Raw genomic sequence first — 23800 nt, 5'->3', positions numbered from 1 at the left:
ACTCTTTTTAATTAACATCCTAAATGAAAGCCCTTTAAAAAACATCTGTACACACAAACTGCACTAGTTAAAACTAATGCAGATTATCATATGTTATTCTGTTTCAAGTAAACTTTGCGAAACAATAGAAGCTAGAACTCCACCAACAATTGGTGCCAAGATGAAAATCCAAATTTGACTTAAAGCATCTCCACCTGCCAAAAGCGCTGGCGCTAAACTACGTGCTGGATTAGCTGACATACCCGTTACTGGAATACCAACAAAATGAATTAACGTCAAGGTCAATCCAATAACCAAACCTGCCAACTGAGCATTGCCTTTTCGACTCGAAGTTACCGTTAAAATAACTAGAATAAAGATAAAGGTTAGAATCACTTCTACTAAGAAGCCTGTCACAAGACTGTAGCCATCCGCAACAACATTTTGCCCTAAAGTAGCATTATCACCAGTAATGACCAAAAGTGCAAAACTGCCAAGAAGTGCTCCCACAACCTGTCCTAAAATATAAGTACCAAGTTCCTTACTATCAATACGTTTATTCAAGTACATTGCAATCGAAACCGCTGGATTCAAATGCGCACCTGAAACTGTACCAATACTGTAAGCAGAAGCCACAATCGTTAAGCCAAATGCCAATGCAATCGACGCATAGCCAACAACACTATCTGCTCCGCCGCCCAAGACAGCTGCTCCTGTCCCAAGAAAAACCAAAACAAATGTCCCAATTAGTTCTGCAAAGAATTTTTTTGACATAAAAATCTCCTCCTTAAAATTATGTGTATTATAACACTTTTCTTAAGAATTCGTAAATAAAACGACTCGTTAATTATAATCATTTTAAAAATTAGCACATTTGCACCTATTTAAAGCATTATTTTTATTAAACTAAGCATAAAAAATGAATCAGATTCTGTAAATCCAACTCATTATCTACTATTAAACCACATGCCTATCTTCTTGTTTTCTTGCTTGTTTAATGTGTTTAAAAAACATATACCCCACACCCTGACACATCCAAACAAAAGCATAACAGAGAATCCACATTAAAAACGTTAGCCATTTCATTTGCATTGTCTGATAAACACCATCACTATTAATCGACCGAATAAATATCAACAAAGTCACATCTAAAAAAATAAATAAAATGGCAAGATTAAACCAAATCACAAATCGCTTTTGCCAGTTCGTCATAACTCCCTCCTATCTATTATTACTAATCTACTGCTACATTTTAAGGAAATTTTACCCAATGAAGCTTAAGAAAAAATTAATTTAAAGTGAACAAAAAACATCTCCGTATTCACAGAGATGTTTTCGTTTTAATCATTGTTTCGTAGATAGTCAATTGCTTCTTGGACGGTTGTTACTGGGACGATTTTCATATCGGTATCGAGGTCTTTAGCAGCTTCGACAGCTTCTTCATAGTTCGTTTTTGCATCAGGATCTTTTTTCAATGTTTCCTCATCCACAGGGTTATTTGGAACAAAGAAAATATCCGCACCAGCTTTAGCAGCAGCAACAACTTTAAGTGCTGCGCCACCAATATCCCCGACTGAACCATCTGATTCAATCGTACCTGTACCAGCAATTTTACGACCTTTACGCAAATCTTCACTATTTAATTGGTCATAAATATCAAGCGTAAACATCAAACCAGCACTTGGACCACCGACACCACTCGTATCAAAATCAACATCAACATCTGATGACACCGACGTATGATCTACCAAACCGATTCCGATACCATTTTTTCCATTTGACAATTCAATAATTTTTCCTGTGGCTTCTTTTGCTTCGCCGTCTGATGTATATTGAACTGTTACCTCAGACCCTAAATCCAAATCAGCCACATAGGCCATTAATTCTGCCGAGCTGTTAAATGTCTGACCGTTAACCCCAGTTACCGTATCAGCGATATTCAAAATCCCTTTAAACGTCGAATTATCACTAACATTTAAAACATAAACCCCTTGATAATCAAGCGTCGCTTCCTTTCCTGCCAAGGTTAAGGCTTGATAAGTCGCTGTATTTTGAGAGGTTTCCATGTAATACTCATTGATACGAAGATAATCAGCATTGCTATAACCACCAGTCACATCTGCGGCTGTCGAAATTTCTGTGTAGGGAGTTAACCAAGCATAAACCAATTGTGCCAAGGTCGCCTGACTAACCGTGACAGCCACAAAATTATAAGAGCCATCTTCGTCATCTTCCTTATTATCAACCGTTAAAACGCTACGAATATCATAAGCACCACCAGGCATTTCAATATAGTAATCAAGCGGATACAACAAGCTAAATAGTAAAAAAACAATGCCTACAACACCTAATATCCACCACTTAAAGCGATATAAAATACGACCCAACTTTTTCAAAATCTCTTTAAATCTTTTTAAGATTGCCATATTTTTCCTCCACTTTTTTGACAACACTTGTTGGCACAAAATCCGAAATATCTGAATGGAAATAAATCAATTCACGGATGCGACTTGATGAGACATGAACCAAATCAGGAGAGCTCAATAAAAAAACACTCTCAATCTCTGATGCCAGATAATGATTATAAAACGCTAAATCAGCCTCGTATTCTAAATCTTTCCCATTACGGAGACCTCGCACGAGATAACTAACTTCTAAACGCTTGGCAATATCCACCACCAAAGAATCACGCGCCGTAATCACTTTAACGTTCGGAAATTCTTGCAGTGCTTCTTCTAACATCTGCCGTCTCTCGTCAACGCTAAAGAAGCCATTCTTATCTTTATTGTAAAAAATGCCCACAAAAAGTGTGTCAAACAACTTGCTTGCACGCGCTATGATATCAAGATGCCCATTTGTCACAGGGTCAAAAGACCCCGTAAATAAACCAATTTTAGCCATATTGCCTCCATTAGTGATAAAATCACTCAATTCTACCTAACATATACCGTAACCTTACTAATGCCATATGTTTTTTGTTTCCAGATGCCAAAATTTGAAATTTCTTCTGGTAAATCAACAGCCTTATCCGTCTCACAAACCAGCATGACATCCTCAGACAAAAGCCCTGCTTCTTCTAATTCCGTAATATTTTTGACAATTTCTTCCTTAGCATATGGTGGGTCTAAAAGCACCAAATCAAACGGTCCGCTGACAACGCCAATTGCCTTATTAGCATCCATTTTTAACAAATGAAATTGCTGCTCAGACTTTGTCATTTTGATATTTTCTAAAATAATAGCTTGCGCTTGACGATTGCGTTCAACCAATACAGCTTCATCCATTCCGCGTGAAATAGCTTCAATCGCTAAACTTCCACTACCAGAAAACAAATCTAAAACACGTCCACCATCAAAAAATGGACCAATCATATTAAAAATAGCACCTTTAACCTTATCTGTTGTCGGGCGCGTAATTTTTCCATCTAGCGTCTTTAAAGGACGCCCACCAAATTTTCCTGCTACAACTCTCATAACAACCATTATAGCAAAATTCAAATAAAATACCTTAAAAAATGATCAAGTCATCTTTACACTAAAAATGAGATTTGATATGATTGTTGTGATAATTTTAATTGTCAAAGTTTTTTAGGATAAAGGAGTTATGATGAATTTTAAAACATTCTTTAAAGACAAGAAAAATCTTGCCATTACCATTTTATCGGTATTATTGATTGCTAGTTTTTCTAGTCAAGGTAACCAAAGTCAAGAATTATCCCAAGCAGAGGATAAGATTGAACAGCTTAGCCAAGATGTCAAACAAGCCAAATCAGACTTAAAAGATAGCCAAGATGAACTGGCTGATTTTAAAGAAGAAAACGCTGATTACATTGAAGTCGGCAAAAAAGAAGTTCAAAAGACTAAAGAGATTGAAAACAGTGCAGAAACTGCCGTAAAAAATCTCGAGAAAGACCAAACGCAGGCTAATCTTGATTTAGCAACAAGTAAAGTTGACGCTGTTACAGACGCTGACAAAAAAGAGAAATTTCAAAAGCGTATCGCAACTGTCAAAACAGCCATTGAAGCTAAAAAAGAAAAAGAACTAGAAGATAAAGCAGAAACTGCGGTTAAAAACCTTGAAAATAACCAATCGCGTGATAACATTGATGACGCTAAAAATAAAGTTAATGCGGTAAATAATTCAACTAAAAAGGAAGCTTTCAACAACCGTATCAACGCTGTTGTTTCAGCTATCGAAGCCAAAGAAGCCGAAGCTGCTAAACAAGCTCAAGAACAAGCCGCTGCTGAAGCTGCTGCTCAACAGTCACAGCAACAACAAAACCAAGCAGCTGCCCAACCAGGAGATACCACAACAGTTTACATTACAAGAACTGGTAGCCACTACCACCTCAATCCAAATTGCCGTGGCTTAAATCGCTCAAAAAGCACTACACCAGTTAGCTTATCAGAAGCACAAGCCTTAGGCTTAACACTCTGTGGTTTTGAATAATAGATTATTTTAAGTCGTTAGAGATTGCTCTAGCGGCTTTTTTATAGTATTTTTACGCAAACATTTTTTGCTTAATTTTTCCTTAAAAAGAGATTTACAGAATTATTCCAAAATGGTATTCTTTTAGTGTAAAAATTTTATCATTCAAAGTTTTTTCAGGAGGAATCAAACATGAAGAAGAAAATGAAACTCGCCATATTATTAATGACAACTGCCCTCATCGGAGTCTCTCAAGACCAAGGATTTTTAACAACACCAGTCGAAAACAATCATGTTGTTTTAGCGGATACTAAGTCTAAAAGTAAAACCACCAAAAAAGACGATAAAGCTACTAAAGCAGCAAAAAAAGCTGTTAAACAACTTGAAAAGGACCAGACCCAAGAAAATCTTGATTTAGCTAGCAAAAAAGTTAAAGCCGTAAAAAATATAAAAGTCAAAAAACAGCTTAAAAAACGTATCGCAACTGTCAAGACTGTGATAGAAACACAAAAACAAGAAGAGACAGCTCAGGCAGCGGCTGAAACTGCTGTTGCAAACTTAGAAGCTAATCAAACTCGTGAAAATGTTGACGATGCTAAAAATAAAGTTGATGCGGTAACAGACACAGCTAAAAAAGGTGATTTTAACAATCGTATTAACGCCGTTGTTTCAGCTATTGAGACTAAAGAAGCCGAGGAAGCGGCTCAAGCTGAAGAAGCAAGAAAAGCCGAAGAGGCTAGACAGGCTGAAGAAGCCGCTAGACAGGCTCAAGAACAAGCTGCAGCCGAAGAAGCTGCACGCCAAGCACAAGAACAGGCAGCGGCTCAACAGGCACAACAACAAGCTGCTAGTGGATACTCTAGAGATGCTCGTGGCAGATGGCATCGTCCAAATGGACAATACGCTTCAAAAGCTGAAATTGCTGCAGCAGGTCTTCCTTGGTAAGCAATTTAAATAATTTTACAAAAGTTGTTAGAAACTCGCTCTAACAACTTTTTCTATTCCCAAAATCAAAAAGCCGACTAGTTATCCTAGCCGACTTTTCTTAGTCCTTAAAATAAGATTTCTTCTACTTAAAGAATATTTTCGTAAGTGTCACGAACTTCTTTTGGCCAAACACTTGATTGAACTTCTCCGATATGTTTCTTACGGAGCAAGAACATTGCCATACGAGATTGACCGATACCACCACCAATAGTAAGTGGGAAGAGACCATTAAGAAGAGCTTTATGCCATTCTAGTTGCAAACGATCTTCGTCACCAGTGATTTTAACTTGACGTTTGAGAGCTTCCTCGTCAACACGAATACCCATTGATGACAATTCAAAGGCAGAATCCAAAGCTTCATTCCAAACAATGATATCACCATTAAGACCGTGGTAACCATTTTCTGATTCAGAAGTCCAGTCATCGTAGTCAGGTGCACGACCATCATGACGTTGACCATCTGGCAAAATACCACCAATACCGATAAGGAAAATTGCTCCAAATTCTTTAGCGGCAGCATTTTCACGTTCTTTCGGTGTCAAATCTGGATAACGTTCTACCAATTCTTCTGTGTGGATGAATGTGATTTTCTTAGGCAAAACAGCTTCGATATCAAAACGAGCTTCAACAGCCAATTCTGTCAAACGAATAGCCTTATAAACTTGTTCAACTGTTTCTTTCAAATATTCGATGTTGCGACGACCATTTGGAATAACTTTTTCCCAATCCCATTGGTCAACATAAATAGAGTGGATTGGATCTAATTCTTCTTCGTCTGGTCGGAGAGCTTTCATGTGTACGAAAAGCCCTTCTCCTTCATTGAAGCCAAAACGTGCTAAGGTATGACGTTTCCACTTAGCAAGTGAATGAACAACTTCATATTCAGCATCAGGAATACGTTTTACGTGCACTGATACGGGATTTTCAATACCATTCAAATTATCTTGCATACCATCCCCGACCTGACTGAGAATAGGTCCTTGCACTTCAACGATGTCAAGTTTATCAATCAAATATTGAGTGAAAGTATTCTTGACAAAAGAAATCTCCTGCTGTTGATGAATAAAGCTTTTCTTCATATGCTCCTCCTTAAAAATTTTTTATTGAAATACCAAAATGATAAATAAAGATAGTGAGATAATTTTGTATTTCGTGACCGCTTTTACAACGATAGAGCTATTATACACCTAAGCTTTTAAAAAATAAATACTTTTTTGAAAATTTCTACAATATTTTTTAAGTTTATGTTAGAAAACCTTACATATATTTGGAATAAGTCAATCATATCAAGGAATTTCAGCTATTTTTACCAAAAAAAATACAAGAAAAAAGACCTGAAAAAGTTGTGTGTGCAATCTTCTTCAAAGTCTTTTTATATTGTTAAAATGATTCTTTTTTAATAACTGTTATAATTTTCAAAAGTTTTCTAAAAAATTTTTTTCTAACCAAATATTATTCTTTATCATTCGTTTTGCGTAGTAAAACCAAGAAAATGAAAGATAAGATGATTACCGCCAAGCCAACGAATAAATAATTAAATTCATAGTCTGGGCGCAATATGATTGTAAAAATAGCTGTTCCAAGAGGCATAAAGAGCACCGCTATTGTAAAGACAATTCCCAAAACACGCCCCAAATAATCGCTATCAACTTCTCTTTGAACAAGCGAAAAAGAATGAATGTTAAAGACCGTCAAAAAGATACTACAAAAAGCTGGTGATAGCGCCAGAAAAACAACATTTGGAAAAATATGATACAAAATTGGTGCTAAACCAAGAAATAAACCAGCAACTGCCAAGAAAGTCATTAACAAGTCAGTTGATAATTTTTTATTAACCCTACCGCTGATAAGAGCACCAATAAGCCCACCAACCGCTTCAGCTGTCAAAAATGTTCCGTAAATATTCTCAGTAATTTTCGGGAACATTTGGTTGCTGTAAGGCAGTAATAGATTATAAGCAGCCATAAAAAAATTCACAGAAGCCGATAGAGCAATCAAAACCGAAACTTGGCGTTTTTGTGCCAAATAACGAAAGCCACTGATTAAATCCTGAAAAATACTAGCCATTGAAAAATGACTGTTTTTTGTATTTTCTTCTAAAATCGGAGAAACAAAGGCTACAATGATGCTTGATAATATAAAGGAAACACCATCCAAAAGCAGAGCACCATGAATACCTATCAAGCGATAAACGCCGACCGCAACGATTGGAATCACAATCTTGACAACCGTAGCCGCTGTTTGCAAGTAAGAATTTAGTAGAGCAATATTGTCTTTTTCCACCACTTCTTTCGTAAAAGCGTTATAAGCAGGTGTTGAAAAAGATGATAAAAATGCCAAAAACACATTGGCTGCAATAATCGCATAAATTAACCATGTATTATCACTGATAAATGACAAGGCTATACAAGCTAGACCACTTAAAAAATCGCTCAAAATGATGATTTTCTTTCGACGAAAACGGTCAGCAATCACACCACCAAAAAGATTAAAAAGGACTCCCATAATGTTTTCAAGTGATTGATATACCCCAACTAACACCATTGAATTCATATTCAAGCTAGCTAAGAATGAATTGTTAACATAATCAAATAAAACGTCCCCAATTTTTGAAATGGCGCTGCTTGAAACAAGCAAACTAGCGTTTTTCTGTTCTACTTTTTTCATATAATAAATCTCCCCCGTTCTTAAAATAGTATATACCTTCAAAGTATTTTTTGCAATATTCTTTCAATTCTTTTTAAAATAAAACACAAAAAATCTTGCACTTTCGCACAAGATTTCACGATTTTATGTTCGAATCAATCAAGGTAATTAATTCTTTTGTCATACGGCGTGGTCCACGAATGTTAGTGACACCACATTCTTTCAGCACAGCGATTGGAAATTGGCTATCCGAAAAAGTTTGCAATAGCTCAATTTTTATTAATTTTTTAATTGATTTTTCTTCCCGATAACCGCTATTTGGAATGTCGGATTCTAAGACACGGCAAAGGTAGCGAAGGGCGCGTGTTGGTGCCGTAATATAAATGGCAACATAATCACCCGCTTTAATACTGGCTTTTTGTGTCCAATTAATAATCGAATTTGCAGCAAATTCCGCATCGATATCGTAATATTTCAGATTGGCAGGGATAATCCAATAATCAGGCCCAGATAAGCTTCCAAGACTTTTCCCTGCAACTAAAGCTCTGCTATTTTCCACCAAAGAAAAAAGCAAATCATCCGAAACCGTCTCGTCCAGCACTAGCGACACCCACGATTTCTTGCTCATATGGTAAGACGGGTAAATGCCGCTTATTTCAAGCAATCGGGGCAAGTCTTTGGGGTTAACTTTGATATTAATAATCTCGATTTTCTGTTCCAATGCCTCTTTTGACCACGTTTCATCGCCCAAATCCAACTTTCCACGCGCAACCGTCATAATCAACGCATACCACTTATGATTCTGCGGATAACGGTAAGACGAAAACTCAGGATATTTTTCAAAAGGATGGTCATACATGTCGCCATATGTCGCTTGCAAGTAGTGTGCGAGACGATTGGTTTGTGGATTGAGAAATGGCAGAGCTTCAAAGCAAGCTGTCGCCACACGTTCAAGCACCGCAAGATAAGCTTCTCTGACTTGCCCAACAAAATTTCCCATTGCTTGCGCCACATGAATGGCAAGATATTCCTCGTTCAAATCAGTATCAATCACATGAGTTGACACCTCCCCACCTGCCGCAACATGAACACGCACTTCAAAAGCGCCGTCCAAAATAGTTTCGCGGAACTCATAACCACCCTGTGATTTCTGAAAACCAAACGGTACCAAGCGCTCAAACACCACCCGCTTCTTCCTAAAAATATCCGATTCAAATGACATAAGGACTCCTTTCGTTTAGCATAAGTATAACAAAAAAAGGCTGGAATAACATTTTCCAGCCCTTTCTTTTCATCATTGAATGAGGTAATATTCTCGTAAGAGTTTTTTTCAATATCAGGTTCCTTCTGTCTTACGAAGAGCTTGCTTGAGGATAAATTTTTCGAAAAAATTAAATTGACTAATTTTATAAGTTTTATCTCCACTTTTTATTCAAAAATAAATATTGGCTATTTTTAACAAGCTCATAACTTCTTAACGAATGTGTTAAATAATCTTCTCTCCGAATTCCCATTTTATCTCTCATAGATAAAATAGAAGCGGGCTTTTTAAAAAATTGACTAAGCTTATGAGTTGTTATCTCACCTTTGTAATATGAAATATTTTGTTCTAGTACTTTTTTACCATTAGTGGGATCCCAAACCATAGGAGCTTGTCTAGAAAGAAAGGATGAAAATGCTGATTCATCTACAATATTTATACCATTATAGTTATCACTATTTCCTCGCATTGTAGAAGTAACAAATATCTTCTCTACTCTTATATCATCTGCGCTATTCAAACGTAAATCACTAATAAATAATTCCTTTTTCTCTAAAAAATGTTTTACATTTCTCGAAAATTTCCTTAAATACTGAAAAATTTGACATTGCTGTTCAGCATGTTCTTTAACAGTATAGGGAAAAGGAAGAGTCTTACATTCTACGAAATATATAGTTTTATTAATTACAAATATGTGATCTATTTCATAGTCTTCTCCATCTAGATTATCTTTTATATTTGATACAAAAGTTATTTTTGCTTCTTTCAATTTGTTTGCAATTTTATTCTCAAGGACATAACCTTTTTTAGATAATTCGCTAATTTCACCTAAGTGCTTTGAAAAATTCGATATGATTGCATATGCAATAGAAGTACCTTCAGATATTGATGGAACTATTATTAAACTATCTTCTAATTCAATGAAAGGGGTATCAATTAAATCGTATGATGCATTGCTAAAAGTTAAATAATCAATAATTTTTTGTGAGTAGTCTTTAGAGACATTAAGAAAACGAGCTAATTTATTAATCCATTCTATCTTCTTTTTTACGATACACATCTTATAAAGTTGATTAATCTTACTAGATTTTTTTAATTTTTCATCACATAGTTCCGAGATGTATAAATATGCTTTATGTAGGTGATAGAGTGAGATTCCTCCTAATTCCATATTTTTCCAATCAGTTCCAAATATCTTTGTTAATTCTTGTACGGAAAACAATTCTTGACTGTTTTTTGTTAGATTCAAATTTGATCTATGTAAATTACTAACTAAATGGTTATAACTACTATTCCTAGACCCCTTCTCCCTAAAATTAGAAACTAACACACTCTCATTAAATTCTCTGTCTAATATTTCAATACTAAATTTGTCATCCAACGAGACATTAATTTGGGAAAATCTAAAATATTCCATAATATCTTTAATCGATTCATATGTATCATAAAAAGTAAAATGCTCACATACTGTATTCACATCTCTCTCGGAGTAGATTTGATGAGAAATATTTTTTTCTTTATCGATGAACATAAAATATTTTAAAATCTCAGCCGCATAACCTTTTAAAATATCTCTAATATGCGATAATTTTTCAAAATCTTCAATATCACTTTTTATCAATTGATTACTCGAATAATCTCTTAAAACCTTTTCAAGACATACTAATAATAAATTTATACTAAGCTTTGATTTTATAACATTTTCTTCAAAATATTCCTCCCTTTTTTGTAAAAAAAGTTTATATAACTGGTTCAACATTATTACTTGCGTATAGAAATCCTCCCAAACACTAATATCTTCCTTAGAAAAATTATGTCTTACATAGTTATTTGTTCTTTTTAACAAAACTTCCCTATAGTCATGAATTTTTCCGAGACTTAAATCACCAACAATATTACTAACTTTCAAAATATGAATTATATCTTGAATTGATTTTCCATCTAATTTAAGAAGAAAATCGTTGCTTAGTCTATCTAAACTTTTGTTAGTTTTTATTTTAACTAATCCATCATATTCATGAAGATTATAGGAAAATTTTTCAATCATAATTTTTACACCTCTTTCTTGGTATTTTCCATAAACTTTTGTAAAATCAGCACATTGCTACAACAAAAACTTTTTATCCAATTAAGTCAATTTTATAATATCTATTCGCTAAACTACAATCAATAATTTCTTCAAAAGATTATTCTCAAATCTTCAATTTATTTTTACAATATACCAAATATTCTAAAATCCATTAGATTATTTAATTTTTATACTTTGTTCTTTTTAAAATACTCAAAAACTTCCTACAGAAAACTGTAGGAAGTTTATTTATAGCTCATTTAAATAGACTATCTTCCAACTTCTCCATCTCACTTAAGGTTGTATATAATAACTTATTTCACCAATTTTTTCATGTCTTCGATACGAGCGACTGTTGCGTCGTATTTAGCTTGATAGTCGACTTGTTTGTCGCGTTCTTTTTGGACAACTTCTGGTTTAGCGTTAGCAACGAATTTTTCGTTGCCAAGTTTGCGTGCAACCATATCCAATTCTTTTTGCCATTTAGCAAGTTCTTTATCAAGACGTGCCAATTCTTCTTCAACATTTAGAAGGTCAGCAAGTGGCAAGAAGATTTCAGCACCTGTGATAACGCTAGACATCGCCAATTCTGGTGCTTCAATGGCAGAAGAAATTTCTAGTTTTTCAGGATTTGTGAAGCGCTTGATATAGTTCACATTGCTGTTAAAGAAGTCTTCCAATTCTTTATCACTTGTTTTCACAAGAAGTGTGATTGGTTTACTTGGAGCAACATTCACCTCGCTACGTGCGTTACGGACAGCACGGATAAGGTCTTTAAGACTTTCAACACCTTTATGCGCAGCTTCATTTTCAAACGTTGGGTTAACTGTTGGGTATTCAGCTGTTACGATTGAACCTTCAGAAATTTGTTCAAAGATTTCTTCAGTAACAAATGGCATGATTGGGTGAAGCAAACGAAGAATCTTATCAAGGGTGTAAAGAAGAACTGAACGAGTGATAACTTTTTCATCTTCATTGTCACTGTAAAGCACTTCTTTTGTCAATTCAACGTACCAGTCAGCAAATTCATCCCAGATGAAGTTGTAAAGGATATGACCAGCCACACCAAATTCAAATTTATCAAAGTTTTCAGTAACTTTAGCAATTGTTTCATTCAAGTTGTGAAGAATCCAGCGGTCAGTTACGTTACCAGCCGTACCAGCAACAACTTTGTCAACATTTGCGCTAGCTTGGTCAAGTGTAAGGTCTTCATTGTTCATCAAAATGTAACGAGAAATGTTCCAGATTTTGTTAATGAAGTTCCAAGCGGCGTCCATTTTTTCGTAAGAGAAACGAACGTCTTGACCTGGTGCAGAACCGTTTGATAAGAACCAACGAAGCGCGTCAGCACCGTATTTCTCGATAACATCCATTGGGTCAATACCGTTACCAAGTGATTTAGACATTTTACGTCCTTGCTCGTCACGAATAAGACCATGAATAAGCACGTTTTCAAATGGACGGCGTCCTGTGAATTCCAATGATTGGAAAATCATACGTGATACCCAGAAGAAGATGATGTCATAACCAGTTACCAATGTAGATGTTGGGAAGTAACGTTTGAAGTCCTCTGCTTCTGTGTCAGGCCAACCCATTGTTGAGAATGGCCATAGTGCTGAACTAAACCAAGTATCAAGCACATCTTCGTCTTGAGTCCATCCGTCACCTTCTGGAGCTTCTTCACCGACGTACATTTCACCTTCAGCATTGTACCATGCAGGAATTTGGTGACCCCACCATAATTGACGAGAGATAACCCAGTCGTGAACGTTTTCCATCCATTGTAGGAAAGTATCGTTGAAACGTGGTGGGTAGAATTTTACTTCGTCATCAGTGTCTTGGTTAGCAATGGCATTTTTAGCCAATTGGTCCATTTTAACGAACCATTGTGTTGACAAACGTGGCTCAACTGGCACACCAGTACGTTCTGAATGACCAACGCTGTGAACCATTTTTTCGATTTCAACAAGCGCACCGATTTCTTCCAATTTTTTAACAACAGCTTTGCGAGCTTCAAAGCGGTCCATACCAGCAAATTCACCAGCAAGTTCGTTCATTGTACCGTCATCATTCATGACGTTGACTTGTGGCAAGTTATGACGTTGACCAACTAAGAAGTCATTAGGGTCGTGTGCTGGAGTGATTTTAACTACACCAGTACCAAATTCTGGGTCAGCGTGTTCATCACCGACGATTGGAATAGCTTTGTTAACGATTGGAAGGATAACATTTTGACCAATCAAATCTTTGTAACGGTCATCATTTGGGTTAACCGCAACGGCTACGTCACCGAACATTGTTTCAGGACGAGTTGTGGCAACTTCAAGGCTACGTGAACCATCTTCCAACATGTAGTTCATGTGGTAGAAAGCACCTTCGACATCTTTGTGGATAACTTCGATATCAGAAAGGGCTGTACGAGCTTTTGGATCCCAGTTGATGATAAATTCACCACGATAAATCCAACCTTTTTTATAAAGTTCAACAAAGACTTTACGAACCGCTTTTGACAATCCTTCATCAAGGGTGAAACGTTCACGTGAATAATCAACAGAGATACCCATTTTACCCCATTGTTGTTTGATTGTTGATGCGTATTCATCTTTCCATTTCCAGACTTTATCAAGGAATTTTTCACGACCAAGGTCGTAACGTGAGATACCATCTTCAGCAAGACGTGCCTCAACTTTTGCTTGTGTTGCAATCCCCGCATGGTCCATACCAGGAAGCCATAAAGTATCAAAACCTTGCATACGTTTTTGACGGATAATAATATCTTGCAAAGTAGTATCCCAAGCGTGACCAAGGTGAAGTTTACCAGTTACGTTTGGTGGTGGAATAACGATAGAATACGGATGAGCTTTCTTATCGCCAGAAGGCTTGAAAACATCCTCATCTAACCATTTTTGATAACGCCCAGCCTCAACCTCAGCTGGGTTATATTTTGGTGAAAGTTCTTTTGACATAATATGTCTCCTAAATTTATATTATTCTTTATTAACTAGTTTTACAATTCCAATTTCACTAAGATGCGCATAAATTGCATCAATATCTGCTAATCCCAGTAAAGGTCTTGTTGTGATATTAGCTGGATTGTACTTTAAATTGTATTTTGTTCTTTCAACTATACAGTATTTTTTATGTACTAATCCAAAATTTTCAAGTGAAAGTTTTAAATTTATTAAATTACAATGGTGTATATTCAAAAGAAATTTATTATATTCACCATATAAAATCGTAATTGCTTCCATATAAGATTTAACCAACTCAACTGCATCAATATCATTTCTTGCCTCTATTTCATTGCGCAATTTTTTCCAATTGAAACTAGAATTTAATAAATAGTCTTTTTCAATCCAAAGACTAATAATTGCCTTTTCGTCATCGACGTAATCTTGTTTCTTATGAAGTGCAGAGATTGGAATTCCAACATGTTGTGAAAAATTTCTAAGATTATAGCAAAATCGATAAGCAAAACTATTGTCATATTGTTGACTAGTAAGTTTATGAAATTTTTTAAATTTTTGCCTATGTTTTGTTTTTATCTGATTTTCAGCAAAATCAACAAATAATTTTCCACTAGAAAGTAAGTGCATCATGAAACGATTTACATCAAGCTCATTAGTCACCTTATTTTTCTTCTCTAACTCAGAATTCAACTTCAAAAAATCAAAAACGTCCGAAATAAACATTTTATACATTACTTTAAGTCTTTCAAATTCCTGTTGAATGTTGGAAATTTGATTAGAAATTTCTATTAAATCTTCCTTATTAATTGGAAATTCAGTAATAACCAAATTATTTTGTTCAGAATCCATTTCATAGCGTCCCAGACTTTCAATAACATCAGTATCTTTCAAATGAGAATATTTTTCATCGATTCCTTTTATTTGTTCTTCTGTTAAAATAGAATTTTCTATAATCATCTTCAATCATCTCCCCTCCCACTCACTTTTTAATAGTCCGTAGCGCAATAGGTCACAACGTTTTCCTTGTGCGTCTTTGCGGTCACGGATTCGAGCTTCGAGGGTGAAACCTAGTTTTTCAGCAATACGTTGGCTTGCTTTGTTGTAACCATAACATTCAATTTCAATTTTGTGGAGATTGAGTAGGGTAAATCCAACTTCCAACAACGCACGCGCAGCTTCTGGCACGAGTCCTTGACCCCAATAATCTGGATGAAGCAGATAGCCCATTTCAAGAACATCATCAGCATGGCGCTTATTAAAATCAACCGAGCCAATGACTTTATTTGTCCCTTTTAAGCAAATACCATAACCAGACGGCACCTTTCGCTCAACCCAGCGCTTTGGCATAATGTTTTCAAGATAATATGCCTCTGCTTCCACACTTTCTGCAGGTGGAAAACCAGCTGGCCAAGTCACTTCTGGCAAGCTCGCATAAGCAAAAATATCCTCAGCATCTGAGACCAGACGTGGGCGTAAATATAGCCGTTCTGTCTCAATATCAGGACGTTTACTGTCCTTAATCTGACCTAAAATTTTAATCATATTTTGAACTCCTTATAAAAGTTCCTAGTTTATCACTATTCTTGTCATCTAAATAACGATAAACACGTCGCTTTTCATCACCAATATACTCAATTGGAGAGAATATAGCACTCTTAAAATTCCCTTTAGTATCAAGTAATGTCTCATCACACCAACGATTAATAATATGAGCTGTAAAATTGACATACTCACCAAATTCTTGAATCTGCTCTACCCGACACTCCATAGATACAGGGCATTTTTCTAATAATGGAGCATCTATTACAGAGGATAATTCATAAGGAACTGATAATAATGTCAACTTATCTCTTTTTGTTAAGAAACCGGCTTTTTCCATTAAAAAACCTTGTTCCTTAGTTGGAATATTAATCGTAAATTCTTTAAATTTACTAATTTGCTTAACTGCATTACTCCCCTTAAACATCCCAATAACTACCATATCACCCAGACTAAACGATGAACTGCATGTCGTAATGTTATAGGAAAATTTTTCATCTTTATAACCTAATATAAAAATCGGAAAAGCATAATAAAATTTTGAAGTATTAAACGTTTTTTTCATCTGTTAACACCTACAATCAAAAAATCGCCCCTGTCTTTCGACAGGGACGAACTTTTTATAAATCCGCGGTACCACCCACATTCGAGTGACTAGCACTCGCAACTTGATTATTCAGTTACAACGTTCAGCAACCAGCCTTAACATTTGTACGGATTTCTCAACCACACCGCTTTCTGTAACAAATGGTCTTTAAGACACCTCTGAATGTTTTTATTTTAACAGATTTAGTCAGCTAACGCAAATAGATTAAGCTTTGAAAGCTACGCCATTTTCTTTCAATTTATTAACAGTTGCTGGACCAATTCCTTTAAAGGCCAAAACGTCTTTTTCAGTGAAGTTTTTGAAATCAGAAACTGATTTAATCCCTTCATTGTAAAGTGTTTCAATAAGTTTTGGTCGAATGCCTTCTACGGCAGAAATCGCTGAAAATTCTTCCAAACTAAGAGTCGCTTTTGAAACAACATTAGTAGCTACTTTAACAGTTGCTGTTGCAGCTGTTTTGATAATACCTGCGCGTTTCAATTTCAATAAGTACTCTTTTTTTCGATTCTTTTTCTTTGCCATTTTAGTAATTTCTCTCCCCTAAAAGATTATCTGGTAATTCGTGGAAACCTTTTCCGGCTTTATAATTAGCAAATTTGCCTTGGATAAATTTGTAAGCATCTAACTTACTTTCATAACGGATGTAGGCATCAGCTGCGCGTTCATCCTTATCTTCTTCCACAATCTTACGACTAGCTTCCATCGCCATTTCGTTGATTGCGATTTGTGAATCTACCCAAGCTTCAAATTCTTTTAAAAATTCTTGTTCGTAAGTCATAAACACCTCTCGTCTGATTTCCTAGGTCATATTATAACACAAACATAGGCAAAAAGAGAAGTTTGTAAAGGATTTGTAACATGATTTCCACGAATCATTTCTTTTTACAGGGAAATTTTCAGAAAAACCATCATTTTTAGTGAATTATCTTGTTTTTTCCAGAGTTTTTAAGTAAAATGTTAAAAATATTTTGAAATTCAAGGAGGATGTGTTGGCATGATTTTATCACAATTTGACCATAAGCAAACGGCGATTATTAACCCAGGGGATGTCATCCAAGCTTTGCCAGATTTTCCAAAGACAGCTGTGACCTGTTTTGCAAGAGGAACTTTCGCACGAATCTTAGCTGAATTTCCTCACCGTGAAATCGCAAAAACAAGTGTCGCAAATTTGGAAATTCCAATCTATGAGCTAAATTTTCAGGGTCAAAAAATTGCTTTTTTCAACTCCTATGTTGGAGCAAGTGGCTGTGTTGCTATTTTAGAGGATATTATTGCTATGGGCGCTGAAAATATCCTTGTTTTTGGTACGTGTGGTGTCCTAGATAGCAGTATCAAAGAAACGTCAATCATCATTCCTACAAGCGCTATTCGCGACGAAGGCACAAGCTATCACTACGCTCCGCCAACAAGTGAAATTGCGCTCAATCACACCTATCGCAAACAGTTTAAACAGTTTCTTGACGCGCAAAATATCTCCTATACAGAAGGAAAGGTTTGGACAACTGACGGTATTTACCGTGAAACCCATCAAAAGACGGCAAATCGAAAGACACAAGGTGCTATCGCCGTTGATATGGAATGCTCTGCGATTGCCGCATTTGCCAACTTCCGCAAGATTAATCATTTTCAATTCTTTTATTCGGCTGACAATCTAGACGTTGAAACTTGGGAACCTCGAACTTTGGCTAACGATGCTGACCTTGAAACCAAAGACCGTATTGCAAACATTGCTTTAAGTTTTGCCGTTGAATTATTCCGTTAAAATCATTATAATAGTGATAACTTTTTTTCCGAAAAAAGGAGAAACATGGACATTCAATTTAAATCATTTACTGACGAAGATACCGCTCAAGCCATTGCGATTTGGAATCAAATCGTGACCGACGGAGTAGCCTTTCCACAAACTGAAACCTTAACCCTTGAGACAGGAAAAGCCTTTTTCAAAGCCCAAACTTACACAGGCGTTGCCTACCAAGCGGATACTGGACAAATTGTCGGTCTGTATATTCTTCACCCAAATAATGTGGGACGTTGTGGACATATTTGCAACACCAGCTACGCTATTGATAGTCATTTTCGTGGACAACATATCGGTGAAAAACTCGTCCGCCATTCTATGGTGACTGCTAAAAAATTAGGATTTAGAATTCTTCAATTCAATGCCGTTGTCAAATCAAACCAAGCCGCACTTGCCCTCTATCAAAAACTAGGCTTCCACCAACTTGGAACGATTCCTGCAGGATTCCTCAATAAAAACAATGAGTACGAGGACATTATTCCACACTATTACGACTTAACCAAACTGCCTGATTAAGCAGATTCACATCAATAAAAGCATTCTGATATTACCTTTATGGTAACCTAGCAGGAGGCTTTTTGTTATTTTGTTCAAGCTATCCGTTCAGATAAAAGTAATCAGTATAGCACAAAAATAATAATTTTCAAGTCTTGCAAAACACAAAATATAGTGCTAAGATTTTATACAGAACACAAGATATTGTGTTTAATATGCAGTTTCAACAAGAACGATTTCTTGCCACTACATAGATAATACTTAGAGAAAGGAGGCTATCTTCTTATTTCCACAATACCATAACTTCCACCAAACATTTACTACCATTTTTTAAATAGATGCTCAAATCTATTTCCATAACTATTCTCACTTACATTAGCATATTGGAGGTGCATTACCATCGTGATTATTCTAGCAGGAATGATAGGAGTTGGAAAAACTACCTATACTTCTCTTTTAGCCAAAGAATTAGGCACAACAGCTTTCTTTGAACCTGTTGATAACAACCCTATTTTAGATAAATATTATGAAGACCCTGAAAAATACGGCTTTGCTTTGCAGATTTATTTTCTAAATAAACGCTTTAAAGCCATAAAAAAAGCTTATGATACTGATAATAATGTCTTAGACCGTTCCATCTACGAAGATGCTCTCTTTACGTATATCAATACCCTTCAAGGCAGTATCAGCGAACAAGAATATAAGATTTACCTAGAATTGTTAGATAACATGATGGAGGAGATTGACGGACTTCCTAAAAAATCCCCTGATTTGCTCATTTACCTCGAAGGCAGTTTTGACCACATCATGAACAACATCAAAAAACGTGGACGTGATTTTGAACAGCCTGATAATGCTAACGGGCTCACTAATTACTACAAACTCCTTCACACACACTACAACAGCTGGTATGAAAACTACCAATACAGTCCTAAAATGAAAATCAACACCGACCATATCGATGTTACAAAATCAGAGGACTGGGCAAAAGTTTATCAAATGATCCGTCAAGAAATGAAATCAATTGGAATTGGAGATTAACATTTTTTGAAAAAACAATTATCACTTAAAAATTCTTTCAACCTTGCATGGAATCGCCTAAACACTAAAGAAAAACTGTTTGTCATTATCGCTTTTCTGGCGTCACTTAGCTTTACCCTCTATGGCATGTTATCGACACTAGTCACAGGTGATTTTACCACCTTAAATACTCTCTCAATTATCATGTCAATCTTTGGCTTTATCGGAACATGGACTTTGGCGCTCCAATGGCAACACACCTTTAAGGCAAATGGGATTCAAAACGTCGCTGGGATTTTAGTTGCTGGAATGCAAGGCATTTACGGTGATATGTTTACAAGTTTTTATTACCTCGTAACCGAATTTATCGGGCATTACAGTTGGAAAAAACGCCGTAATGATAATGGTGAACTTGTTGTCGATAAAAAATTCGGAGCCAAAGACGTCTTTCTCGCTATCTTCTTTTGGACAATTGGACTTGGCTTTCTGTCTTACTGGATGGGTGGACAAAAAATTGTCCTCGATGCTTTGACAAACGGACTATCATTCACCGCCCAACAACGACAAGTAAAAGGGCACCTTGATGGCTACTACATTTGGCTTTTGGTTGACTTTCTTAGTTTTATACTATTTATTTCCATTGGAAACCAAATCGTCGCTTTCAGCTACCTCGGCATGTTTGCTCAAGGATTGGTTGGGATTATGATTTGGAAGAAAGGCAAAGGACAAGCTTAAATTTCCACTAAAAAAAGCCTCACGCGAGGCTTCCAAACTATCTTTGCCGCCACCGAGAATTGAACTCGGAACGGAGCATTACCATTGCTCTATTATACCATTTAACTATAGCGGCTACCTACTTATAGTAACATGAAATCACTTTCCTAGCAAGAAAAAGTTACCGAACTCATTCTTGTCAAACTACTCCACTAAACCTGCATTTCATGTTTATAAATGAAAGCTTAACTCAGAATATGAGTTAAGCTTTTTGTGTAACTTCATGAATTGATTTGACAGGTTTTACATGGTTATCGTGCTCACCTAACATTTTTTCCATCCAAATCATATCATACCAATGGTTAAATTTATAGCCAGACTGATGAAATTTTCCGACTAACTGGTAACCAAGGGCACGGTGGAATTTTTCACTGCCATTTGTCAAATAAGCATCTTCTGTCTCAGTTGAAGCAATGCAAGCATTGAGATTCAAAATTCCCATTTTTATCAAGTATTCTTCCAAAGCACGGTAAATTTGACGTCCTACACCTTTTCCACGCGCAGCCTTGTCCAAATACACCGTTGCCTCAGCCGACCAAGCATAAGCAGCTCTTGGATGAAAAGATGACGCGTAAGCATAACCCAAAATCTGCCCTGCCTCTTCTGCTACCAAATACGGATAAAAAGCCATAATAGAGCGCATTCGTTCCTGAAATTCCTCTAAACTTGGCACCTCATACTCAAAAGTAATAGCCGTCTTTTCAACATAATAACGATAAATAGCAAGTAAATCTTTGGCATCCTCTAAACGAGCCAAACGAATGATAACTGTCATATTTCCCAAAATACCCTCTCGAACGTAATTTTTCACCAGTATATCGAGAAAATCCTTTACTGTCAAAAATAAAGTGACATCTTTCGTTAGCTATTTTCTACTCTTAAAACGTTATTTACTCTGTTCGAATAACCAATCACGCACCGCCTCAATAGTATAACCATAGTTAAACGATAACAGGTGTTCCTCAGCACCTGTTGGGACATACCATGGCAATACTGAGCCTTTCGTATAAGTAATGAAATTTTGTTTATAATTATCACTATACATATCATTTGCAAGCGTATTTAGCTCACTTGAATCCGCCTGTGCATCCACATCCGTTAATTCGCCATAACTAATTCCTGCTTCACTTAGCATGTCTTTGACTTCTGTTTGACCAGTTACCGCACGCGTATCACCACCAGCAGCAAAATAAGTAAATGTCGCATCTTGCAAACCAGATAATGTCGAAATATCCCATTGACCATCAACTAAAATGGTCGCCGCATACAAATCAGGATGCGTAGCTTGAAGATACATTGTAGTCATAGCTCCCATAGATTGACCAGTTCCATAAATCCGATTCGTATCCACTTGATTTTCTCCAGCAACTGACTCAATCATCCGTGCCGTTGCTTCTACATAATCAGTCATGGTATAACCATCATGGTCATCTAAGATGATTTCTGGGTATTGTGGTACCAAGACAGCACTCTTGTGCTTAGCTTGCTCACTATCACTCGCCCAAATCATACCACCAAACCCTTGATAAAGTGGCGCTGTTGTTTCATAATCACCAGCCGAACTCGAGTCTGCAATAAAGACCACCATAGGGACAGTCTCATCACTTGTCATATCCTCTGGCACATAAAGATTATAATTAATCGTTAACCCTGTTTCACTATCAGTATAAGTTCCCGTTGTAAATTTATCGGCGACCTCAGACTTCAAAGACTGAACAGAACTACTATGTGCCGCCAAAAGGACACCTATATAGTAAGAAAATGTTGACCAAGTTGCAATCAAAGCTACCAAAAGCGCAATTAAAACACCAAGAATTATTTTCTTCCATAACGCCATTTTCTTCTTAACTTTTTTTTGTCATTGCAAATTCCTTTCATAGTGAGTTGTGTCTTTCAATTGACAAGCTTATTATAGTTTATATACAATAAAGTTATTATCATTTTTGTTTATTTTTTATTATATTTGAAAGAAATACCTATGAATTTATCACAAAATACCCTAAAAAGATTTCAAAATCTTTATGAGATGAGCCAAATTCCGTTTACGCTTTTCTCATTGAAAGACGGTCCATTTTACTCATTTCCTGTGGGATTAGAAAAGTTTTACGACGTTAACTTTTGGAAACAAAATCGAGGAACTCCCACAGATAGGGAGCACTATTTTGACGGCGTTAGTTTATTTGAAAGAGCTCCTCTTGTTTTTTCTGTTATCTGGAAATTAGACCCACAAACTATTTTTGTGACAGCTCCGATTCGCACACACCCCGAAGCTTCTTTAGATTTCGTCCACGAGCCAAATATCGGCTTTACTTCTAAACATATAACAGCATTTCATCGTTTATTACTGTCTATTCCGTGTCAAAATTTAGCACAATTAAAAGCCTTTGGAGAATTAGCCTATTTCCTCTATCACCAAGAAATGCCTGAAGGACTAAATATTCACTATCAAAATTCCCACCAAGAACGCCATCAATTATCGCAAGAAAAATCCCCTAATGCTTTTGAATTGAGTCAGCAAACACCTCTTCCAGCAAATACTCCCAAAACTCCCACCAAAGAAGAAGCTATCTTCCAAACGATTGCTTCAGGCAACCTGTATGAGCTTGAACACTTGCTCCAAGCTCCAAATACTAATATTCGGCAACTAAGCCACTCTCAACTTCAACAAGCCCGTTATCATTTTATTGCCAATATTACATTAGGACAAAATGCAGCCATTTCTGCGGGAATTCCTTGGCAATCTATGCAAGTTCTGGGAGATTATTTTTATTTACAAATGGACCAGCTGGAAACAATACAAGCAATTGAAAATTACGAACACAAGTGTTTACGAGAGATTTGTCAAAAAGTGCAACAGAAAAAAGGTCTTGCTGACCTTTCCTATTATACACACTTAGCTGTTGATATTATCCATTCCCAGCTTAATCAAGCCCTAACGGTTAGTGATTTAGCTAAACAAGTCGGTGTTAATCGTTCTAGCCTCACTCACTATTTTAAAGCAGACTTAAACCTGACACCAGCAGCATATATCCTACAAGAAAAATTAAAAGAATCTTGTCGCCTATTAATACAAACAAACATTTCGATTCAGGAAATCTCAGAGTTGTTAGCTTTTTCTAGCCAAAGCCATTTCACAGAACGTTTTAAAGAAACCTATGGAATCACACCAAAACAATATCGAGTACGATTAAAATAACAAAAAAACTGAGACAATGTACCACACCAAAAG

24 protein-coding genes and 1 tRNA gene are annotated in these 23800 nt (G+C 36.1%); 7 read left to right on the top strand and 18 right to left on the bottom strand.

Annotated elements, in window-relative coordinates:
• Window positions 1–93: 93 nt before the first annotated feature.
• The 5 genes from BTR42_RS03295 to rsmD form a co-directional block, all read right to left on the bottom strand.
• Window positions 94–753, bottom strand: a complete 660-nt coding sequence (locus BTR42_RS03295) for an MIP/aquaporin family protein (RefSeq protein WP_077496399.1) — start codon at window positions 751–753, stop codon at window positions 94–96.
• Window positions 754–936: 183 nt separating this feature from the next.
• Window positions 937–1191, bottom strand: coding sequence for a DUF3923 family protein (locus BTR42_RS03290; protein ID WP_009853603.1), 255 nt, complete (start codon window positions 1189–1191; stop codon window positions 937–939).
• Window positions 1192–1319: 128 nt separating this feature from the next.
• Entirely contained in the window at window positions 1320–2405 is a 1086-nt protein-coding gene (locus BTR42_RS03285) for a SepM family pheromone-processing serine protease (RefSeq protein ID WP_009853602.1), read from the bottom strand.
• Window positions 2383–2880 carry a pantetheine-phosphate adenylyltransferase gene (gene coaD, locus BTR42_RS03280; RefSeq protein ID WP_077496397.1) on the bottom strand — a complete coding sequence of 166 codons (498 nt, stop codon included), beginning with the start codon at window positions 2878–2880 and terminating at the stop codon, window positions 2383–2385. Before coaD ends, BTR42_RS03285 begins: the two co-directional genes overlap by 23 nt.
• A 32-nt stretch (window positions 2881–2912) precedes the next feature.
• Window positions 2913–3452, bottom strand: a complete 540-nt coding sequence (gene rsmD, locus BTR42_RS03275; RefSeq protein WP_077497997.1) for a 16S rRNA (guanine(966)-N(2))-methyltransferase RsmD — start codon at window positions 3450–3452, stop codon at window positions 2913–2915.
• Window positions 3453–3585: 133 nt separating this feature from the next.
• Between rsmD and BTR42_RS03270 the strand changes: the two genes are divergently transcribed.
• Together BTR42_RS03270 and BTR42_RS03265 are read left to right on the top strand one after the other, a co-directional pair.
• Window positions 3586–4428, top strand: a complete 843-nt coding sequence (locus BTR42_RS03270; RefSeq protein ID WP_077496395.1) for a coiled-coil domain-containing protein — start codon at window positions 3586–3588, stop codon at window positions 4426–4428.
• A gap of 171 nt (window positions 4429–4599) precedes the next feature.
• Complete coding sequence (locus BTR42_RS03265; protein WP_077496393.1) at window positions 4600–5352, top strand: hypothetical protein; 753 nt, start codon at window positions 4600–4602, stop codon at window positions 5350–5352.
• A gap of 128 nt (window positions 5353–5480) precedes the next feature.
• On the opposite strand, the gene asnA is transcribed toward BTR42_RS03265, so the two are convergent.
• The 10 genes from asnA to BTR42_RS03215 form a co-directional block, all read right to left on the bottom strand.
• Window positions 5481–6473, bottom strand: coding sequence for an aspartate--ammonia ligase (gene asnA / locus BTR42_RS03260; protein WP_009853597.1), 993 nt, complete (start codon window positions 6471–6473; stop codon window positions 5481–5483).
• A 373-nt stretch (window positions 6474–6846) separates the two neighbouring features.
• Entirely contained in the window at window positions 6847–8061 is a 1215-nt protein-coding gene (locus BTR42_RS03255; RefSeq protein WP_074656269.1) for an MFS transporter, read from the bottom strand.
• Window positions 8062–8176: 115 nt separating this feature from the next.
• On the bottom strand, window positions 8177–9262 hold the full coding sequence (locus BTR42_RS03250) for an MmcQ/YjbR family DNA-binding protein (RefSeq protein ID WP_077496391.1): 1086 nt from the start codon (window positions 9260–9262) through the stop codon (window positions 8177–8179).
• Between the two features lie 193 nt (window positions 9263–9455).
• Complete coding sequence (locus BTR42_RS03245) at window positions 9456–11348, bottom strand: NERD domain-containing protein (RefSeq protein ID WP_064592860.1); 1893 nt, start codon at window positions 11346–11348, stop codon at window positions 9456–9458.
• Window positions 11349–11683: 335 nt separating this feature from the next.
• Window positions 11684–14335, bottom strand: coding sequence for a valine--tRNA ligase (locus BTR42_RS03240; RefSeq protein WP_077496389.1), 2652 nt, complete (start codon window positions 14333–14335; stop codon window positions 11684–11686).
• Window positions 14336–14356: 21 nt separating this feature from the next.
• On the bottom strand, window positions 14357–15295 hold the full coding sequence (locus BTR42_RS03235; protein WP_077496387.1) for a ribosome-binding factor A: 939 nt from the start codon (window positions 15293–15295) through the stop codon (window positions 14357–14359).
• A 6-nt stretch (window positions 15296–15301) separates the two neighbouring features.
• Complete coding sequence (locus BTR42_RS03230) at window positions 15302–15880, bottom strand: GNAT family N-acetyltransferase (protein WP_077496385.1); 579 nt, start codon at window positions 15878–15880, stop codon at window positions 15302–15304.
• On the bottom strand, window positions 15873–16442 hold the full coding sequence (locus tag BTR42_RS03225; RefSeq protein WP_077496383.1) for a flavin reductase family protein: 570 nt from the start codon (window positions 16440–16442) through the stop codon (window positions 15873–15875). Before BTR42_RS03225 ends, BTR42_RS03230 begins: the two co-directional genes overlap by 8 nt.
• Window positions 16443–16688: 246 nt before the next feature.
• Window positions 16689–17006: a helix-hairpin-helix domain-containing protein gene (locus tag BTR42_RS03220; RefSeq protein ID WP_077496381.1), complete on the bottom strand. Its 318-nt coding sequence runs from the start codon at window positions 17004–17006 to the stop codon at window positions 16689–16691.
• A gap of 1 nt (window position 17007) precedes the next feature.
• Window positions 17008–17262, bottom strand: coding sequence for a DUF1912 family protein (locus tag BTR42_RS03215; RefSeq protein ID WP_003063586.1), 255 nt, complete (start codon window positions 17260–17262; stop codon window positions 17008–17010).
• Window positions 17263–17478: 216 nt separating this feature from the next.
• On the opposite strand from BTR42_RS03215, the gene BTR42_RS03210 reads away from it, so the two are divergent.
• The 4 genes from BTR42_RS03210 (at window position 17479) to pnuC (ending at window position 20532) form a co-directional block, all read left to right on the top strand.
• Window positions 17479–18246 carry a nucleoside phosphorylase gene (locus BTR42_RS03210; RefSeq protein WP_077496379.1) on the top strand — a complete coding sequence of 256 codons (768 nt, stop codon included), beginning with the start codon at window positions 17479–17481 and terminating at the stop codon, window positions 18244–18246.
• 45 nt (window positions 18247–18291) lie between these two features.
• A complete protein-coding gene (locus BTR42_RS03205; RefSeq protein WP_013642751.1) occupies window positions 18292–18798 on the top strand; it encodes a GNAT family N-acetyltransferase in 507 nt (168 codons plus the stop codon).
• A gap of 381 nt (window positions 18799–19179) precedes the next feature.
• A complete protein-coding gene (locus tag BTR42_RS03200; RefSeq protein WP_077496377.1) occupies window positions 19180–19818 on the top strand; it encodes a deoxynucleoside kinase in 639 nt (212 codons plus the stop codon).
• Between the two features lie 6 nt (window positions 19819–19824).
• Window positions 19825–20532 carry a nicotinamide riboside transporter PnuC gene (gene pnuC, locus BTR42_RS03195; RefSeq protein WP_077496375.1) on the top strand — a complete coding sequence of 236 codons (708 nt, stop codon included), beginning with the start codon at window positions 19825–19827 and terminating at the stop codon, window positions 20530–20532.
• Window positions 20533–20576: 44 nt separating this feature from the next.
• Here pnuC and BTR42_RS03190 read toward each other — a convergent pair.
• The 3 genes from BTR42_RS03190 to BTR42_RS03180 all read right to left on the bottom strand — a co-directional run bounded on the left by BTR42_RS03190 (window position 20577) and on the right by BTR42_RS03180 (window position 22408).
• Window positions 20577–20647, bottom strand: a tRNA-Thr gene (locus BTR42_RS03190).
• A gap of 126 nt (window positions 20648–20773) precedes the next feature.
• Window positions 20774–21346 (bottom strand): GNAT family N-acetyltransferase, encoded by a 573-nt coding sequence (locus BTR42_RS03185; protein WP_012961552.1) that lies wholly within the window; start codon window positions 21344–21346, stop codon window positions 20774–20776.
• Window positions 21347–21457: 111 nt separating this feature from the next.
• On the bottom strand, window positions 21458–22408 hold the full coding sequence (locus tag BTR42_RS03180) for a carboxylesterase family protein (protein ID WP_077496373.1): 951 nt from the start codon (window positions 22406–22408) through the stop codon (window positions 21458–21460).
• A gap of 141 nt (window positions 22409–22549) precedes the next feature.
• Between BTR42_RS03180 and BTR42_RS03175 the strand changes: the two genes are divergently transcribed.
• Window positions 22550–23767 carry a helix-turn-helix transcriptional regulator gene (locus tag BTR42_RS03175; protein ID WP_077496371.1) on the top strand — a complete coding sequence of 406 codons (1218 nt, stop codon included), beginning with the start codon at window positions 22550–22552 and terminating at the stop codon, window positions 23765–23767.
• The last annotated feature ends 33 nt before the right edge of the window (window positions 23768–23800 follow it).

The organism is Streptococcus gallolyticus subsp. gallolyticus DSM 16831, from assembly GCF_002000985.1.
GTDB classification, from domain to species: domain Bacteria; phylum Bacillota; class Bacilli; order Lactobacillales; family Streptococcaceae; genus Streptococcus; species Streptococcus gallolyticus.
This window is presented reverse-complemented; position numbering and strand designations above follow the sequence as displayed.